This is a genomic window from Bacillus nitroreducens (genome assembly GCF_964021195.1).
Genome location: NZ_CAXHYI020000003.1, coordinates 2,704,859 through 2,723,281, shown reverse-complemented (window position 1 = coordinate 2,723,281; position 18,423 = coordinate 2,704,859). Strand labels below are relative to the sequence as shown.

The 18,423-nt window shown below is 37.6% G+C and carries 20 protein-coding genes; all 20 read right to left on the bottom strand.

The annotated features are described in order from the left end of the window. Window positions 1-5 precede the first annotated feature (5 nt). Window positions 6-815, bottom strand: coding sequence for a tryptophan synthase subunit alpha (trpA, locus tag ACWPVE_RS17115; protein ID WP_453995435.1), 810 nt, complete (start codon window positions 813-815; stop codon window positions 6-8). Beyond that, a complete protein-coding gene (gene trpB, locus ACWPVE_RS17110; protein ID WP_453995433.1) occupies window positions 778-2,010 on the bottom strand; it encodes a tryptophan synthase subunit beta in 1,233 nt (410 codons plus the stop codon). The genes trpA and trpB overlap by 38 nt, the downstream gene beginning before the upstream one ends. Next, the gene (locus ACWPVE_RS17105; protein WP_453995431.1) at window positions 1,991-2,647 is read right to left on the bottom strand and encodes a phosphoribosylanthranilate isomerase; all 657 of its coding nucleotides are present in this window, start codon (window positions 2,645-2,647) and stop codon (window positions 1,991-1,993) included. Before ACWPVE_RS17105 ends, trpB begins: the two co-directional genes overlap by 20 nt. Further along, window positions 2,628-3,407 (bottom strand): indole-3-glycerol phosphate synthase TrpC, encoded by a 780-nt coding sequence (gene trpC, locus ACWPVE_RS17100; RefSeq protein ID WP_453995428.1) that lies wholly within the window; start codon window positions 3,405-3,407, stop codon window positions 2,628-2,630. The genes ACWPVE_RS17105 and trpC overlap by 20 nt, the downstream gene beginning before the upstream one ends. Further along, a complete protein-coding gene (gene trpD / locus ACWPVE_RS17095) occupies window positions 3,397-4,422 on the bottom strand; it encodes an anthranilate phosphoribosyltransferase (protein ID WP_453995426.1) in 1,026 nt (341 codons plus the stop codon). Before trpD ends, trpC begins: the two co-directional genes overlap by 11 nt. Beyond that, a complete protein-coding gene (trpE, locus tag ACWPVE_RS17090) occupies window positions 4,415-5,932 on the bottom strand; it encodes an anthranilate synthase component I (protein WP_453995424.1) in 1,518 nt (505 codons plus the stop codon). The genes trpD and trpE overlap by 8 nt, the downstream gene beginning before the upstream one ends. 579 nt (window positions 5,933-6,511) lie before the next feature. Beyond that, entirely contained in the window at window positions 6,512-6,886 is a 375-nt protein-coding gene (gene aroH, locus ACWPVE_RS17085; RefSeq protein WP_453995422.1) for a chorismate mutase, read from the bottom strand. Between the two features lie 26 nt (window positions 6,887-6,912). Then, a complete protein-coding gene (gene aroB / locus ACWPVE_RS17080) occupies window positions 6,913-7,992 on the bottom strand; it encodes a 3-dehydroquinate synthase (RefSeq protein ID WP_453995420.1) in 1,080 nt (359 codons plus the stop codon). Continuing rightward, the gene (gene aroC, locus ACWPVE_RS17075; protein ID WP_453995418.1) at window positions 7,992-9,164 is read right to left on the bottom strand and encodes a chorismate synthase; all 1,173 of its coding nucleotides are present in this window, start codon (window positions 9,162-9,164) and stop codon (window positions 7,992-7,994) included. The genes aroB and aroC overlap by 1 nt, the downstream gene beginning before the upstream one ends. Before the next feature lie 221 nt (window positions 9,165-9,385). Next, window positions 9,386-10,159, bottom strand: coding sequence for a CheR family methyltransferase (locus ACWPVE_RS17070; RefSeq protein ID WP_453995416.1), 774 nt, complete (start codon window positions 10,157-10,159; stop codon window positions 9,386-9,388). 84 nt (window positions 10,160-10,243) lie between these two features. Further along, on the bottom strand, window positions 10,244-10,690 hold the full coding sequence (gene ndk / locus ACWPVE_RS17065) for a nucleoside-diphosphate kinase (protein WP_453995414.1): 447 nt from the start codon (window positions 10,688-10,690) through the stop codon (window positions 10,244-10,246). A gap of 123 nt (window positions 10,691-10,813) precedes the next feature. Next, complete coding sequence (gene hepT / locus ACWPVE_RS17060) at window positions 10,814-11,776, bottom strand: heptaprenyl diphosphate synthase component II (protein WP_453995412.1); 963 nt, start codon at window positions 11,774-11,776, stop codon at window positions 10,814-10,816. Window positions 11,777-11,816: 40 nt separating this feature from the next. Next, window positions 11,817-12,521, bottom strand: coding sequence for a demethylmenaquinone methyltransferase (locus tag ACWPVE_RS17055; protein ID WP_453995410.1), 705 nt, complete (start codon window positions 12,519-12,521; stop codon window positions 11,817-11,819). Further along, on the bottom strand, window positions 12,508-13,338 hold the full coding sequence (locus ACWPVE_RS17050; RefSeq protein WP_453995408.1) for a heptaprenyl diphosphate synthase component 1: 831 nt from the start codon (window positions 13,336-13,338) through the stop codon (window positions 12,508-12,510). The genes ACWPVE_RS17055 and ACWPVE_RS17050 overlap by 14 nt, the downstream gene beginning before the upstream one ends. A gap of 157 nt (window positions 13,339-13,495) precedes the next feature. Then, the gene (gene mtrB / locus ACWPVE_RS17045) at window positions 13,496-13,726 is read right to left on the bottom strand and encodes a trp RNA-binding attenuation protein MtrB (RefSeq protein WP_453995406.1); all 231 of its coding nucleotides are present in this window, start codon (window positions 13,724-13,726) and stop codon (window positions 13,496-13,498) included. A gap of 170 nt (window positions 13,727-13,896) precedes the next feature. After that, window positions 13,897-14,466, bottom strand: a complete 570-nt coding sequence (gene folE / locus ACWPVE_RS17040) for a GTP cyclohydrolase I FolE (protein ID WP_453995404.1) — start codon at window positions 14,464-14,466, stop codon at window positions 13,897-13,899. A 140-nt stretch (window positions 14,467-14,606) separates the two neighbouring features. Next, the gene (locus tag ACWPVE_RS17035) at window positions 14,607-14,879 is read right to left on the bottom strand and encodes an HU family DNA-binding protein (RefSeq protein ID WP_453995402.1); all 273 of its coding nucleotides are present in this window, start codon (window positions 14,877-14,879) and stop codon (window positions 14,607-14,609) included. Between the two features lie 430 nt (window positions 14,880-15,309). Next, a complete protein-coding gene (spoIVA, locus tag ACWPVE_RS17030) occupies window positions 15,310-16,788 on the bottom strand; it encodes a stage IV sporulation protein A (protein ID WP_453995400.1) in 1,479 nt (492 codons plus the stop codon). Window positions 16,789-17,038: 250 nt separating this feature from the next. Further along, window positions 17,039-17,758, bottom strand: a complete 720-nt coding sequence (locus tag ACWPVE_RS17025; RefSeq protein ID WP_453995398.1) for a hypothetical protein — start codon at window positions 17,756-17,758, stop codon at window positions 17,039-17,041. Window positions 17,759-17,784: 26 nt separating this feature from the next. Then, entirely contained in the window at window positions 17,785-17,985 is a 201-nt protein-coding gene (locus ACWPVE_RS17020) for a DUF2768 domain-containing protein (protein WP_453995396.1), read from the bottom strand. Between the last annotated feature and the right edge of the window lie 438 nt (window positions 17,986-18,423).

Below are 18,423 nucleotides of genomic sequence, written 5' to 3'. Positions count from 1 at the left end.
ACCTCTTAACTATTGATTGGATGCAATACATCACTTACAAAACTTCTGAAATGGTATAAGGCGGTAGCTCTTGTTTCCTTATTCATTAAATCTGGTAGGAGCTCTTCAATCTTTAGGACTAGTGCACTTCCCATGATAACCCCATCACAATGGTCTTTTAGTGCTTCTACTTGAGATGAATTAGAAATACCAAACCCAACTGCTACCGGTATTCGGCTATAGCGTTTAACCTCTTGTAAAAATGAATATACCTCATGATTAAGTGAATTTCGAACACCTGTCACTCCTAGGGATGATACACAATATAAGAACCCTTGAGCATGACTAGCAATTTTTTCAATTCGGTTAGTCGAGGTTGGTGCAACTAGGGAAATAAATTTTAATCCCTCGTTTTCACATTTCCTTCTAAGGTCTTCACTTTCTTCAAAAGGTAGGTCAGGAACAAGTAATCCGTCTATACCATTTTGTCGCGCTAAAGCGAAAAAGTTTTCTTCTCCTAATTGTAGCATAGGATTGAAATAGGTAAAGATAATTACCGGAATTTTTAATCCTTTTTTTCGCATAACCGATACCAATTCCATCGAGCTTTTAAGTGTAACTCCATTTTTCAAGGCACGTCCTGATGCCCGTTGAATAACAGGACCATCTGCCAATGGATCAGAGTATGGGATTCCTAACTCAAGAATGGAAGCACCTGCTTCCTGTAAGGAGAGCGCGATTTCAACTGTTACTTCTGGATGGGGATCACCCGCAACGATAAATGGGATAAATAATTTTTCATCCTTGGGTAATCGGTTCGTAAAGGTTGTGTTCATGAGTAGCTCCTCCTTCTTCTAGATAAGTCATTAGTGAATGAACGTCTTTATCACCACGACCAGACAAACAAACTAAAATTGATTCGTCAGGTGACATTTCTTTTGCCATCTGAATCGCCTTAGCCATTGCATGAGCAGATTCAATTGCTGGGATAATACCTTCTACTCGAGTAAGCATTTGTAATGCTTCAAGTGCTTCTTTATCCGTAACGCTTTCATATTTTACTCTTCGGCTATCAGCCAGATAAGCATGTTCGGGTCCAACACCTGGGTAATCAAGCCCAGCAGAAATAGAATACGGTTCGGTTATTTGCCCGTGCTCGTCCTGGAGAAGATACGTAAGTGAACCATGAATGACTCCTTTTGTTCCTTTTGTAATCGTCGCTGCGTGCAAGGAAGTATCAACACCCTTTCCTGCCGCCTCAGCGCCAATTAGACGTACATCCTCATTTAAAAAAGGATAGAACATTCCAATTGCATTACTTCCCCCACCGACACACGCAACGACAGCTGTTGGCAATTGTTGTTCAATTTGTTGGAACTGTTTTTTAGCCTCATCACCAATGATTCTTTGGAAATCACGGACCATTTTCGGATATGGATGTGGCCCGACCACGGAGCCAATCAAATAATAATGATCTTCACAATTTTGGACCCAATATCGGATTGCTTCATTCGTTGCATCCTTCAATGTCTGGTTTCCGCTAGTTGCTGGAATAACTTCCGCACCTAAGAGCCTCATTCGAAAGACATTCAACTTTTGTCGTTCAATATCTTCAACACCCATAAATACTTTACATTCCAAACCGAATTTTGCAGCAACCGTCGCTGCTGCAACACCATGTTGCCCCGCTCCGGTCTCAGCAATAATTTTGTTCTTTCCCATTCTTTTAGCGAGGAGCGCTTGACCGATTGCATTGTTAATTTTGTGTGCACCGGTATGGTTTAGGTCCTCACGTTTTAGATAAATCTTTGCCCCACCTAATTCTTTTGTTAAGCGATCAGCATAGGTAAGGGCGGTTGGCCGACCTGAATATTCTTTCAAGATACGAATATATTCGTTATGAAATTCTTGATCTTGGTAAGCTTCTTCTAAAGCTTTTTCAATTTCCTCTAAGGGCTTCATCAATGTTTCAGGCACAAACTTACCGCCAAATTCACCGAATCTACCATTTTTATTTGGTACGTTCAACAACTCTATCCACCCATTTCTCTATTGTTTGTATGATAAATTGATCTTTTTTTCCGTCACGTTCAATTCCACTTGAGATATCAAAACCATCAATCTTATAGCTAAGCAGGTTTTTAATATTTTCCGAATCAATTCCCCCAGCGATAAAGCAAGGAACAGCTTGACGACTCGCTTCCTGTTGATAGATTGGAATTGACTTCCAATCAAAGGAAACGCCAGTGCCCCCCCACATATTTGTTACCTTTGTATCAACGACATAACCATCAGCAGCCCCTGCGTACTCCTGCATCGTTTTTAATGCATGTTTATCGTGGTGGATGACCTTCCATACGTTACAACCCGTCTTTTCTTTTACCTGTTTAATAAAGTCAATCGATTCTGTACCATGACATTGGATGACGGATAATTGAACAGAATCAAGTACTGCTTCAATTTCTTCTAGGGCAGCATTGACGAATACACCTACTGTTTGTTTGCCGTTAAGATCGACTTCCTCTAACCACTTTTTCAAATCAGTTGCTTTAACCATGCGCTTACTATTTGCAAATATAAAACCAACGTAATCCGCTTTTGTTTTTACAATTACTTGTAAATCCTCTAAGGATTTGTTACCACAATATTTAATAAGTGGTCGACACATTTTGAACCTCTTCAAACATTTGCTTAAGCCCTAAACCAGGAGATTTCGCTCTCATAAATGCTTCGCCAATTAGAGCAGCATTTGCACCATATTTAATAATATCTTTGATATCCTGTGGAGTATGAATACCACTTTCACTTACTACTAGACTCTCACGTGGTGCTTCTATAGCAATCTCTGCCGTATGAAGAATCGTTGTTTCAAATATCTTTAAATTTCGATTGTTAATCCCGAGTAATTTGGGCGTAAAAATCTTACAAACCTGTTCCATCACTTCACGTGAATGGATTTCAACAAGGCACTCTAAACCTCTTTCATAAGCCTCACAATAATATTCATGTAATTGGTTCGGTTCAAGCGCCTCACCAATTAGTAAAATTGCATCCGCACCAATTTTCTCGCTTTGTACGATTTGCTTTGCATCAACGATAAAATCTTTTCGCAAAACTGGGATATTCACTTTTTTCTTAATGTCCATTAAATATTCCATTGACCCTTGAAAGAATGGTTCATCCGTTAATACAGATATGGCATCTGCTTTTGCTTCTTCATATTCTATTGCAAACTGGACTGGATGAAAATCCTCCCTAATCACTCCTTTTGAAGGAGATGCCTTTTTTACTTCTGCAATAATTCCCAATGAACGATTCGGATTAGAAAGAGCTTGATATAAAGACTTTCGTTCTACTTCACAATCTATCTCAGGGTATGTGATGTTATGAATTTCTATCTTTTTTTGTTCTAAAATTCTATTTAGCATAGTACTCTACCTCACGATTTCGTAGTTGTTCAAATTGACTTCGAGCAATTCCCATTACAAGTGCTTCTCTTGCCATTTCTACACCTTCTCCAATACTGTTGACCTTTCCAGAGACGTAAATAGCTGCACCAGCATTTAATAACACTATATTCGTTGCACTTTGATTGGCAGTCCCGTATAAAACATCCCGTAACAAGTTGGCACTCTCGACCACTGAAGACACTTGAATATCCTTCATGTTTCCACGTGGAAGGTTGACATCTTCAGGAGAAAGGACAAATCTAGTAATCTCACCATTTTTCAATTCGACAACGTCTGTTTCAGTTGTAATACTGCATTCATCAAGCCCATCACGACCTGATACAAATAACACATGTTCAGAACCAAGCTTCCCGAGAGCATGAGCCATCTTTTCAGCATAATCTGTTGAATAGACACCCAATACTTGCTTTTTACATCTTGCGGGATTTGCCATTGGACCTAATAAATTAAAGACGGTTCTAAATCCGATTTCCTGTCTCGGCGTTACGGCATGTTTCATTGCTGCATGATAAATCGGTGCAAATAAGAAACTCATATTTCGTTTGTTTAATGCTTCTTTCGCTTCTTCCTGGGTTGATTGAATCTCAACACCTAGATACTCTAAAACATCGGCACTACCACTTTTTGAAGATACCGCTCGATTCCCGTGCTTCGCGACCTTTATTCCTAATGAAGAGACTACAATTGCAGATGCAGTAGAGATATTAAAGGTAGAAGCTCCGTCTCCACCCGTACCACATGTATCGATTACTTGGTCACTCTCGTAATCTAACTGCATCATATGCTCTCTCATTGCTCTGGCAAAGCCTGTAATCTCTTCAACCGATTCCCCACGAAAACGAAGGATCGAAAGCAAGCTTGCAATTTGGCTTGCTGTTGCATTTCCAGACATAATGACATCCATGACTTGATAACTTTCTTCTTCCGTTAAAACTTCACCATTGATACATTTATTTAATAGTTGTTTAAACATGAATATCCTCCTTATCGAACGCTTCCTCAGCTAATTGAATTGTTTGGATCAATGCACTTGCTTTATTTACCGTTTCTAACCATTCATGTTCAGGAACTGAATCAGCAACAATTCCCGCTCCAGCTTGCACATGGGCAACACCATCTTTAATAATGGCAGTCCGAATGGTAATACAAGAGTCTATGTTGCCATCAAACCCAATATATGCAATGGTACCTGCGTATAAATTTCGAGCTGTCGGTTCTAGCTCGGAAATAATTTGCATGGCTCGGATTTTAGGTGCGCCTGATACCGTTCCTGCTGGAAAAGCTGCTAGCAATGCATCTAATGGGTCAACTTTTTCGTCTAATTCTCCCGTTACCTTTGAGATTAGGTGCATAACATGTGAAAATCGGCCAACTTCCATAAGGACAGGTGTTTCAACAGAACCAAAGGTAGATACCCTGCCAATATCATTTCTTGCTAAATCCACCAGCATATAATGCTCCGCTTTCTCTTTTTCGTCCTGGAGCAATTCAGTAGCTAATGCATCATCTTCCTCCTTCGTCTTCCCTCTGCGCCTTGTCCCAGCAATCGGATGAATCTCAAGATGTTTATGATGAATTTTTATTAATCGTTCAGGAGAGCTTCCGACAATCTCGATATCATTTACTTTAATATAAAATAAATAGGGGGAAGGATTGACCATCCGTAATACCCGATAAAGCTGGAATCCACTAACTGAAACTGGAATCTCAAACCTTTGTGACAACACAGCTTGAAAAATATCACCCGCGGTAATATAGTCTTTTATTTTCATAACCGCATCTACGAATTCTTGTTTTTCAAAATTCGTTTTGATATCAGACACATTGGGTATTTCATGTATTTTGGGTAATAACAGCATTTCACTTTGCTCTTTGTTTTGGGTGATCCTCGATAAATACATATTAATTTTTGAATGAGCATGTTCAAAAACAGCTTTTTGAGTACGTTCGTCTTCATCCCCATTAAGACGAATAAAGTGGACAATAATTAGTTCACGTGAATGATGATCTAATGCTAGTATCGTTTCACAAAATAAAAACTGATAGCGCTCCATGTTTAAATCATCATTACGGTGCTCCTCCACTTTTTCAAAGGTTGAGATAGCGTCATAACTAATGTAACCAACTGCTCCACCATAAAAGGGAATTTCAATCTCCAGTGGCTTTAAGTTGAGATAATCCTTGATCCAATTAAAGGCATCCTTTATGGATTGTTTTTTCACCATACTTTGTTGGTTTTCATTTTTTACAAAAAATTGGCCGTTGTTTTCATCAATGAATAGAAATGGTTTTAAACCAATAAAGGAATATCTTGACCAATCAGATTCATGATCCTTACTCTCAAGTAGAAAGGATGCTTCATTTTTTAAATTTTGAAAAATTTGAATAGGTGTTAACGTATCAACTAGGAAACGTTTTACGATCGGAATGGTCCGATATTGTTTTGCATCGGACACAAACGAGGAAAAATTATACGTATTCAATAGGCTCACTCCTCCATAAATTATGGAGAATGAGGAATTAGGAGGTTTTTGAAGAATGGAATCGATTGTTTATATTAATGGCTGTTTTTCACGTTTTGTTGCATATCGTTGATTTAAACCGTAGTTGGATATTTCTAAGCAGGCTCGGCTAGGATGAAGCTTGCACACAATTCGAGAATTTGCCGATTATAATCGACACATCTGTGGCAAACTCGACACTTGAAATGCCTATGTGCCTAAGACTCCAACAAAAGGCAAAAACATTTTCGAGGAATCACTGCCTTTTTGCTTCAATACCATGGTTTCCACCTTACTAGCTAAAAACAACTTTAATCTAGAAAAGAAGCCTTTATAAACAACCGATAAAAATAAACAACCCAAAGACACTTTCGTATCTTTGGGTAGAAGTATACATAAATAAACCTAAGCTAACCTCAGCTAAACTCTCTCATTCTCATCTACCCTAAACTCTGCTCTAAACTACAATCAAATTTCGAAAACTTACTAAACTCAAACTTTACTAAATGTTGTTACTTATCTTATCGTATGCCTAACGACTTTGTCAATGCATAGTTTTATTTATTTCCCTTTAACAGTGGAAAGATCTGGTCTTAAAACGATGGCCCCTTTTTGGTAAATATGGTGGATTTCCTCTTGTCCCGCGTTCGTATTTACCGTCATCATTACACGAATGCACATTGGCAGTGAGCCTGGAACAGGAATTTCCCTCATACTTATTACCGGAACAAATGCCCAGCCATCAATTTGTCTTGCAGCAGCTGCAGGAAAAGCTGCATCAATATCCTCAGTGACTGAAAATAAGATTTGAGCAACATCTGCTGCTTCGAGATTGTTTTCTGAAATCATTTCACGTAACAGCTTTTCTGTGGCTTCTAAAATCTCTTGTTTATCGTTGTTTTCAATTGTTGTAGCACCACGAATTCCCCTAATCATCATTGTTCCTCCTTCCCACCATCTTCTTAACGGAACTCATTTAAGTAAAAGAGCAGTTTGTCGTCATCTATATCTTGAATAACAGTTTCTCCAATATTCTTTAATAGGACCATTTTTACTTTTCCTGATGTTGCCTTTTTATCATGCTTCATTCGTTCTAGTAATTTCGTTTTGTCTAATTCTTGTGGAATGCTGGTTGGAAACCCGAATAAGCTAAACCATTCCTTAATTTGTTCAGAAGATAGATCAATTTTATAGATGTTTTCACTTACCTTTAATGCAAAAATCATCCCTATCGCAACACCATCACCGTGTGTGATTTTACCGTATCCCGATTCAGCCTCTATTGCATGACCAAGTGTATGTCCAAAATTCAGAATCGCACGTAATCCTTTTTCCTGTTCATCCTCAGAAACTACCTTTGCTTTTACAGATACCCCTTTTAATACAGCGTATTGAAGTTTTTCACCTTGTAAATCGTCTAAAGATGTAATTTCTTCTGTTAACCAATTATAAAAATCAGGATCCCAGATTAATCCGTGCTTTATGACTTCTGCAAAGCCTGATCTGAGCTCTATCTTCGGCAAAGACTTCATTAAATCAATATCATATAGAACGGCATTTGGTTGATGAAAAGCACCAATCATGTTTTTTCCTAGTTCATGATTGATGGCAACTTTTCCTCCTACTGCACTATCATGAGCTAATAATGTAGTTGGGATTTGAATAAAAGGAATGCCTCGCATAAATGTTGCTGCAACGAAACCTGCAAGGTCTCCTACGACACCCCCGCCCAAAGCAAGGATAACTGATGAACGATCTAATCCTTGTTCCAATGCATAGGTCTGACATTGGTAATACATGTCAAAAGATTTAGCACTCTCCCCAGCAGGGATTATAAACGATAAAGGCTTATCATATTGTTGGTGAAGAATACTGATCACTTTCTCCAAATAAATGTCGGCAACAGCCTCATCACTAATGACAAGCACCTTTGATACTGATTGACATGTATCTTTTATCACTTGTGGCAACTGACCAAGTATGTCAGTCCCAATGTACATCGGATACGTTTTCGATTTTGTGGAAATGGTCAATTGATCCATTAGAAATCCCTCGAATACTCACGCATTTTATCTACGTTTTCTTGGATTAGGTCCATTCTGTCTTGTCCAAATTGCTCAATTATCGCATTTGCAACTTCCCAAGCAACTACTGCTTCTGCAACAACCGATGCGGCAGGAACTGCACAGCTGTCAGATCTTTCAATACTTGCCTCAAATACTTCTTTCGTTTCAATATCAACACTCTTTAGTGGTTTGTAAAGAGTTGGAATTGGTTTCATAACGCCTCGAACAACAATCGGCATTCCGTTCGTCATTCCACCTTCAAAGCCACCTAAATTGTTGGTTCTTCTCTTATATCCATTTTCTTCATCCCAAATAATTTCATCATGTACTTGGCTTCCTGGAATTCGTGCAGCGTCAAAACCGATACCAAATTCAACACCTTTAAAAGCATTGATACTCATAACAGCAGCTGCAATTTTAGAATCTAGCTTTCTGTCATAATGTACATAGCTTCCAACACCTGCAGGCACACCTTCAACAATGACTTCCACAACACCACCGATTGAGTCACCATTTTTCTTAGCTTCATCAATCGCGTTCATCATTTGAAGACCTGCTTCTTCGTCTAGACATCTTACTGGAGATTCTTCTGTTTTTGTTTTTAACTCTTCTAAAGTAGAATATGTGGTATCTTTTGCACGTACGCCACCAATTTCTAAGACATGTCCAGCAACATTAATCCCTAAAGTTGCTAAGAATTTTTTAGCAACTGCACCTGCTGCAACTCGTACAGTCGTTTCCCTTGCTGAAGATCTTTCGAGAACATTTCGCATATCTCGATGGCCATATTTGATGGCTCCATTAAGGTCTGCATGTCCTGGACGTGGACGTGTAATTTTACGTTTAATATCTTCTGCCTCTTCATCAGAAATAGGTTCAATCCCCATGATTTTTGTCCAGTGCTTCCAGTCATTGTTTTCAACAATCAATGCAATTGGTGAACCTAAAGTCTTACCATGGCGTACACCACTTGCAATTTGCACTTGGTCTTTTTCAATTTGCATTCTTCTGCCTCGCCCGTGCCCTTTTTGGCGTCTAGCAAGTTCAAAATTAATATCTTCTGTCGTAATTTCTAAACCAGCAGGTACACCTTCAAGTATTGTTGTAAGCTGCGGGCCATGTGATTCACCAGCTGTTAAGTATCTCATCTATGTTCCTCCTTGTATGTTAAAGTGAATATCAGCATTCACTTTCGTAATTTAAAGCGATTATGTATCAATATATCATAATCTTGGTATTTTCGGTAAAATTTTTTCTAAATTTTCTATGATTATATCATCTAGTTATAAAAGAAAACGAATTCACCATCTGGCAAATTCGATTTCTTAATATTAACAATAAATTGTAGTTTTGTCATTATTCACACGCTTTATTTTTTTCGATAAAAGAAAGTGTCTTCCGTTTCGAAATTGTATGAACCTGGATTAAAAATTTGTTCTGTACTACCAACAAATAAGATCCCGTTGGGTTTAAGTGCATTACTGAACTTTTTATAAAGCATGTCCTTTCCTTCTTCTGTAAAATAGATCAAAACATTTCTACAAACAATTAGATCAAACTGAGACCCAAAGGGATCAGCAAGTAAATTTTGTTTTTTAAAAGTCACTGTCTTTTTAATATCTGGATGGATATTGTAAAAGGCCCCATCTTCAGTAAAGAAACGGTTCTTCATGTCAATTGGGACTTCTTGAAGTGATCGTTCGGGATATATACCCAGCCTAGCTCTAGCTAAGATGTTTTCATCTATATCAGTAGCTAAGATGGATATTTTATGTAGTGGCAAAAACTTCGACAGAATCATTGCTAGTGTATAGGGCTCCTCCCCAGCAGAACATGCTGCACTCCACACTTTTAAATTTTGATTCTCTTTAAGGAGTTTTGGTAGAATCTTTGTTTCAAGAACGTCCCATCGTTTTCGATTCCGATAAAACTCTGAAACATTAATTGTCATTCGATCGAGAAACTCATGCAGAAGTTCCTTATCTTGTTCAATACCTTTAAAGTATTCCTGAAAATTTGAGAATCCTCTTTTTTCATATAGCGAGGTAAGTCTTCTTACCATTTGCGCTTCCTTGTATAATTGTAAATCAATACCTGTTTTCCTTTTTATCTGTTGTGTAAATAGTGTGTAATCGGTGTTCATAGTTTCTCCTCAAAACAATCTTGATTTTGGTGGTGGTAGTTCCTTAAGAAAAACCAGCCCTTTGATAGAGCTGGTTTTCATGTATTAATAAATCCAGTTATTGATAAGTTTATCGTATGTAACCAATTCTTCATCTTTAAAGAAAAGTGAAATTTCACGTTCAGCACTTGCTGGTGAATCTGAACCGTGAATAACGTTCTTTCCTACTATTAATCCAAAGTCCCCACGAATTGTTCCAGGTGCAGCGTCTTGTGGATTTGTCTTACCCATCATTTGACGAGCGGTTGCAATGACATTTTCACCTTGCCAAACCATCGCAAATACAGGTCCAGATGTAATAAAATCAACTAACTCCCCAAAGAATGGACGTTCTTTATGCTCACCATAATGTTGTTCGGCAAGCTCAGTTGGAATTGTCATTAATTTAGCTCCAACTAATTGAAAGCCCTTTCTTTCAAAGCGAGAAATAATCTCACCAATTAGTTGACGTTGTACACCATCTGGTTTAACCATTAAAAATGTTTTTTCCATAATTCTCTCCACCCCACCAAAATTATGTATAATAGTCTACTTTTAACGACCAATCAAAATAGTAACACTATTTTGATTGGTTTGCAACTTTTATTCTGTGTGGGAAATGTGGAATACCAATCGTTAAAACTTTCTTTTACCAATATATTTTGCAATATTGTAAAGTGTGTTCCTCGCACGTCCAGATGGCAATTCTTCCAAAACACGATATGCTTTTTCTAAATATCTCTTACTAAGCTCTTCAGATTGTTTTATCGCATCTGATTGTTTAATAGATGTGATTAAAGGCTTAATCTCTTCTGCTGTTGTTTGTTCTGAAACTTGAATAATTTGACGCTTGAGGTTCTCATCTTTCATTGCATACAAAACTGGTAACGTTATATTACCTTGTAACAAATCACTACCAGCAGGCTTGCCCAGTTGTTCATCTGTTCCTGTGAAATCCAAGATATCATCAGTAATCTGAAAGGCCATTCCAACATAATATCCAAATAAAAATAATTTTTTATGAGTTTCAGTTGGTACATTTGCTGCAACTGCACCTAATTGGCAACTACTAGCAATCAATAGAGCCGTCTTCCGCTTGATTCGACGTAAATAACATCGAAGATTTTGATCAAACCTATATTTATCTTTGATTTGCTCGATTTCACCTAAACATACCTCAACAATTGTACGTGCAAGAAGTTTGTGTATTAAAGGATTCTCTAACTTTGTGATGATTTCTAAAGAGCTACCTAAAATATAGTCCCCTGCATACATCGCAATTTTATTGTCCCATCTTGCCTTAATCGTTGGCTTACCACGTCTAAGGTCCGCGTCATCAATCACATCATCGTGAACAAGCGATGCCGTATGAATAAGCTCAAGGGTAACGGCAACATTTTTGATTACATCAATATGATATTTGCCAAATTTCCCACCCAGAAGAACAAAAACAGGACGTAATCGTTTTCCCCCAGACTGTAATAAGTGCAAACCAGCCTGTTGAAGAACCGGATGTTCTCCAGTAATAGAAGCCTCCAGTTCTCTTTCTATAATTGCTAAATCTGTATTCAAATACGAATACATTAAAGATAATTTCATGAGTTTCACCTTAGTCTACAAAATATGACGCGAACAAAATTTATTTCTTATATCCTAAATGCATAGCTGCAACACCTAATGTGTATGGTTTAACTTCAATATTAGTTAGCCCTGCTTCTCGAAACATATTCTCAAGTTCTTTCATGCCAGGGAAATCACGCGCCGATTCTTGAAGCCATGAGTATTCTTGATAGCTTTTTGCAAAAATCCTCCCAAATATAGGCATAATGAAACGGAAATAAAAAAAGTATAATTGTCTAAAACCAAACATTGTAGGCTGTGATGTTTCTAAACATACTACCTTGCCTCCAGGTTTTACAACTCTATGCATTTCTTTCAAAACAGTCATATAATCAGGAACATTACGAAGACCAAATCCAATTGTTACATAGTCAAAGGTATTGTCTTCAAATGGAAGCTCCATCGCATTTCCATGTACCAGTTCTACTTGTTTTAACTTGAGATTGTCCACTTTTTCCTGGCCAATTTTCAGCATATTTTTACTAAAATCAAGACCGATTACTTTCCCTGAAGGCCCGACTTTCTCCGCAAGTGCAATAGTCCAATCAGCAGTACCACAGCAAAGATCCAGTGCCGATGCACCTTTTTGGACATTCATTCGTTTCATCGTGTCTTTTCGCCAAGCCTTATGTTGTTGGAAGCTGATTACGGAATTCATTTGATCATAGTTTTTATATATTTTTTCAAATACATGGTGTACACGTTGTTCTTTAGATTGTTCCATATTGACCCTCTTCCATGTTTCTACTCAAAGGTAATGATGTGCTTTTCAGTAGCAGTTCATTTATTCGTTTCCGTAGCATTTTGTTAGTCTTTGGATTTTTGTCTAGAAACTCTTCTAGTTTCTGTCTAATTTCAGAAAGATATTTATTGTACTTACCCATTATATCTCCATCATTGTGTTGATTTTCTTGAGAATCCATAATGGCCTTAAGTGATTTAAAAAGGATCGAGTCACCATTCTTCACATAATGTTCTCTTTCATTCAATAATCTTTTTAACATTAAAAAATTCGGAACAAATTCTTCCCATTTATTGATTTGAAAGCTGTTCACAATCTTTTGAAAGACTGCAGATTCAACTGCTGTCATATATGAAAAAAGTTCATCTATTTGATTGTAATCCCTCTGATAGAGGTATATTTTCGCTTCATTCACTTCTTTAATACCTTCAGCAAGTATACGAATATAGGAAATGTCGGAGGCTTCAGCGAGTAAATAATAATATAATCCGCTGAAATAGTCTCCAGCTAAAACTGACAACTGTTGACTGCGCATACGTTCTTCTGAATAAGTAAGTCGATTGGGGACTGTTTCATGGGTATCCAAAGCGTATTGAACAAGCATAGTTGTTAATATATAGTTTTCCATTTGCTCTTTTGGTAAAAGCAGATCCTCATATATGGAATATAATAATAAAATCTTATCCTCATCGATACTCGGTGATTCCATATATTTTTGAAGGTAGGAGTGTCTTGTTTTCGCCGCAACACACTCTTTTAGATTAGCAACTTTTTCCTCGATGTCATGCAAATCAATCACCCTTGTTTCCCCAATTTAAATAATCATAAAATAATCTATTATATCTATAAATACGTACACTATTTTAGTCTTTATAAAACAACGTTAATTATAACATATATCACGTAGTTTTTCCCTTAGTTTTATGTATTCATAAGAAAAAGCAGGATTTACCTGCTTATTTCTTAGCATCTGATTTCATTTCTCCATGACTTGTTTGAATAATTGCATTCCCTCGAACCTTGATTGCAGAGGTGTGTTCTGTGAATTGTGCGATCATAACTTCGCCTTTATCCAGTTTTTCTGAGTGATGAAAACGTGTATCAGATCCTCTTGTTAATCCGATTACATTCACGCCATCTTCTTCTGCTTTGATAACGATAAATTCTGAATTTGAATTATTACTCATCCTTTTTCACTCCTTCATTGTATGATATTACGAAACAACTATCTGAGGTTCATTCATCATATCTCCTACTGATTGTTGCCTGTAATACTCAAAAAATGTAGAAAACATTACCGCATGGATCATATGATTTATTTTGATTTCACAGGCAGATTTCCCATATCAATTTGTGGTTATTGTCTGTTAATAAGGGATAGAACTTCACTGCGGGCAGCTGGGTCTTTTTGTAAAATCCCCCTAACAGCGGAAGTAACTGTTTTCGATCCTGGCTTTTTTACACCACGCATCGTCATACACATATGCTCTGCTTCAATTACAACCATTACCCCGTAAGGTTCTAGTGATTCTACGATTGAGTCAGCTATAGTTGAAGTGATTCTTTCTTGTAACTGAGGTCTTTTTGCAACCGCCTCGACAGCACGTGCTAGCTTGCTTAAACCTGTTACTTTTCCACCTTTTGGAATATAAGCCACATGTGCATGTCCATAAAAAGGAACAAGATGATGCTCACACATTGAGTAAAATGGAATGTCCTTTACAAGCACTAATTCCTCATGTTCTTCACCGAATACGGTTTGAAAGTATTCTTTTGGATCATCTTGAAGTCCTGAGAACACCTCTGCGTACATTTTAGCGACACGTTTAGGTGTATCAACGAGTCCTTCCCGACTTGGATCCTCTCCGATTGCTTCTAATATCATGGTTATGGCTTGCTCTATTTTTTCATGATCAATTGAAGTCATTTTGCCAACCCCTCCTGATTTCGCTTCTTATCTAGTCCATTGATTCTAGCATATTTATGTATGAAAAACAAAAAAGAGCCGTGAGAAACGACCCTTTTTGAACACGCATTTTGTAACTTTCACATAGTTTCTATGTAAAATTATTTTACTGCATCCTTAAGCGCCTTTCCTGGTTTAAATGCAGGAACCTTGCTAGCAGCGATTTCGATTTCTTCACCAGTTTGAGGGTTACGACCTTTACGAGCAGCACGCTCACGTACCTCAAAGTTACCAAATCCGATTAGCTGAACCTTATCTCCACTTTTAAGAGCTTCAAGGATTGATTCAAATACTGCATCAACAGCTTTTGTAGCATCCTTCTTAGAAAGTTCAGCGCTTTCAGCTACCGCGTTAACTAATTCTGTTTTGTTCATGACATTCACCTCCTCCCAAAGGATGTTTCTTGGTCCATATAAGTAATCATACATTGCTCTTCAAGTCTTATGTCTTCAATGTTTTGAATCGATTAGCTTGATGCTACCATGCCCTATAATAAACGATAATAAGACATAATTCAATATATTTCACGTAATTTTTCCCTTTATATGTATAATTCACCAATCAGACTCAATTTTTCGTAAAAAGCTTATCATATTAACGTTTAGTAAGCAAATTGTCACAAATGCGCTAGTGCCTTGATCTCAGCCTCGACAAGTGTAAGAAAAGCTGGCTAGAAGGATGCAGTTTATCCTTCTTGTCGGATTGGCTTATGACCTCGAGGGGCGGCTAGGCACTGGAGCTGGACGCAAACGTCAGAATTTATCCTATACAACAAAAAAAGACTCCTTAAGAGGAGCCTGCATCCTATAATATGATAGCAATTAATCCACCTGAACCTTCGTTAATGATTCTTTCGAGTGTTTCTTTTAACTTATATCGTGCATTTTCAGGCATTAATGATAATTTCGCCTGGATACCTTCACGTACAATCGAACTTAACGATCTACCAAAGATATCTGAATTCCAGATTGAAAGTGGGTCGTCTTCAAAATCTTGCATCAAGTATCGGACTAACTCTTCACTTTGTTTTTCAGTTCCGATAATTGGTGCAAATTCAGATTCTACATCTACCTTTATCATATGGATGGATGGTGCTACAGCTTTTAAACGAACTCCAAATCTTGAACCTTGGCGAATAATTTCAGGCTCATCTAAGCTCATATCAGATAACGCAGGTGCAGCAATTCCATAACCTGTTTGCTTCACCATTTTTAGCGCATCTGCTACTTGATCATACTCTGCCTTTGCATGCGCAAAGTCTTGCATGAGTTGTAGGAGATGATCTTTCCCTCGAATTTCAACGCCAACAACTTCCTTGAGGATTTGATCGTATAAATCATCTGGAGCATATAAATCAATTTCAGCTACACCCTGCCCCATTTCGATACCGGCTAAGCTTGCTTGGTCAATAAAATCATACTCACTAAATTGACCTACTACGCGATCTACATCTCGTAGACGCTTAATATCTTGAACAGTATCCTTCACAGCATCTTGGTAGCTTTCTCTTAACCAATGATCCTCTTTCAAGACCATTACCCAGCTTGGTAGATTTACGTTCACTTCTAAGACTGGGAACTCATAAAGGGCTTCACGTAAAACATTAAATACATCTGTTTCACGCATGCTCTCTACACTCATCGCTAACACTGGAATATCATATTTTTCATTTAATTCTTGGCGAAGAGCGTCTGTTTCAGGATGATGAGGATGAACGGTATTAATAACCATAATGAATGGTTTACCTACTTCTTTCAGTTCCTCAATCACACGTTCTTCAGCCTCAATATAATCTCTTCGAGGAATTTCTCCAATGGAGCCATCAGTTGTGACGACAACACCAATAGTTGAATGTTCCTGAATTACCTTTCTTGTGCCAATTTCTGCTGCTTCATGGAACGGAATAGGCTCTTCATACCAAGGCGTATTAATCATACGTGGCCCATTTTCGTCCTCATACCCCTTTGCACCTGGAACAGTGTATCCAACACAATCCACTAGGCGGATGTTCACATCAAGCCCATCTTCCACATGTACAGAAACGGCTTGGTTCGGTACAAACTTTGGTTCTGTCGTCATGATTGTTCTTCCTGCAGCACTTTGTGGCAATTCATCTTGTGCGCGTGCCTTATCTGCCTCACTACCGATATTCGGTAACACTACTAATTCCATGAACTTCTTTATGAAAGTAGATTTGCCTGTTCGAACTGCACCTACTACTCCTAAGTATATATCGCCACCAGTGCGCTCAGCGATATCTTTAAAAATATCTACCTTTTCCAAGTGTGATCCCTCCCGATTTTACAGTTATTGGGATAATTTTATCCGTTTTACTACATATTCTAGGACATTATATTTGTATGACGTTGTCCTAATTAAATATGACTATTTCTAGAAAAAAATTCCCCCTGTAATATGTAGCAGCAGACTTAGTTCAAAAACAAAACATCCCTAGCAAGCTATCTTTCTTGCTTTCTTAGCAATAATAAAAACCCTTCTTTTAGAGTTTATGTCTAAAAGAAGGGTTCATGACTTAATTATTTAAAAAAATTGGTTCATTTTCATGATCGATTTTAATTGGATAGGAATTGGTCGGAACAAACATGGAATGTTCCACTAACAAATCTCGAACATCATCACCTGTTTTAAAAGTATGTTCATACTTCGTCAAATACTCATATAAATCGATCCGATAGTCTACAACTATCTCATTGGTGTTTGTTATTAATAGCGGTAAATTCTTTCCAGTAAATGGACTCACAACATATGGCTTTTCTTTCAAACCAAGCTTTTCATGATCTAATGTAAAGATATTCGTGTCCAATTGTTCTTTAAATGGAGCGTATCCTCCTGAAGAACGGTACATTTGTACTCGTAAATTCAGTTCACTTACTGCCTCTGAAATACGCACATCCAGAAGTTTAACAGTAGGTTCCGTTTCAACATCTACTAAAACATATAAATAAACTCCACCCGATTCATAGGCATTACCTGGAGGTTCAGCTATGTATTTCGGAGATAGTCGACCAAAATCAATCGGATATTTTTGATAGATCGGAGTTTCCATTTCCCTCGTTTTGATTGGCAAGAGACCGCCAGTCTCTTCCCTGAATTGATCAACTGCCCTCTGAACGGATGCAACCTGGTCCTCATAGGCAATTTGATTTTGGGCAAGCTTATCTTTCGGGTATAGGCACCCTGTAAGTAATGTTAGGATAAAAAACATTATTACCAGTTGTATCGTCGCTTTCATATTATACCATCCTTATGTTTGTATCTCTAACCACTAACAGGTCCGCTGAACACAACAAAGAAAATAATTATTCCTGATAGAATCATAAAAATATATGCGATAGTGGCTACAATTCCTTTTAGAATACCTTTTAATTTAAATCGACTAATATAAATGGCTATCACTGCAATAAACATAAATGCGATGCCCGCAAAAGATATCCACATTTTTAATAATCCTGGTGTCATCATATTCACTCCTTGTCCAACTATATATGTCTTCAAAAAAGAGGATGAAAAGGATCACGATCTTACGTATTATCGAACGAACACATCCTGTGCGTCGAATCTTCGTAAAGCAATACTTAATCCACTAAAACCGTGTAGATAATACCTATGGAGCAAAAACGAAAAGCCACATGCTTCTTTAGGTTGTGGTAACTCTCACATACGACACAGGAGTGCGGAACTAGTCGTACATCCTCTACCGTCGTATCATTCTCACTCACTCCTCAACATCCTCTAACATTCCGTCAAATATTATATCATAATACACACTTTTTAACTAAGCTTGTCCATTAAGAATACAAAAAAACTGAAGTAAAGAGGGGCTACTTTACTTCAGCAAACATAAATAACTAAATATAACCTTTACCCATCGCTCAGACTCGCAATATACTACGCTGC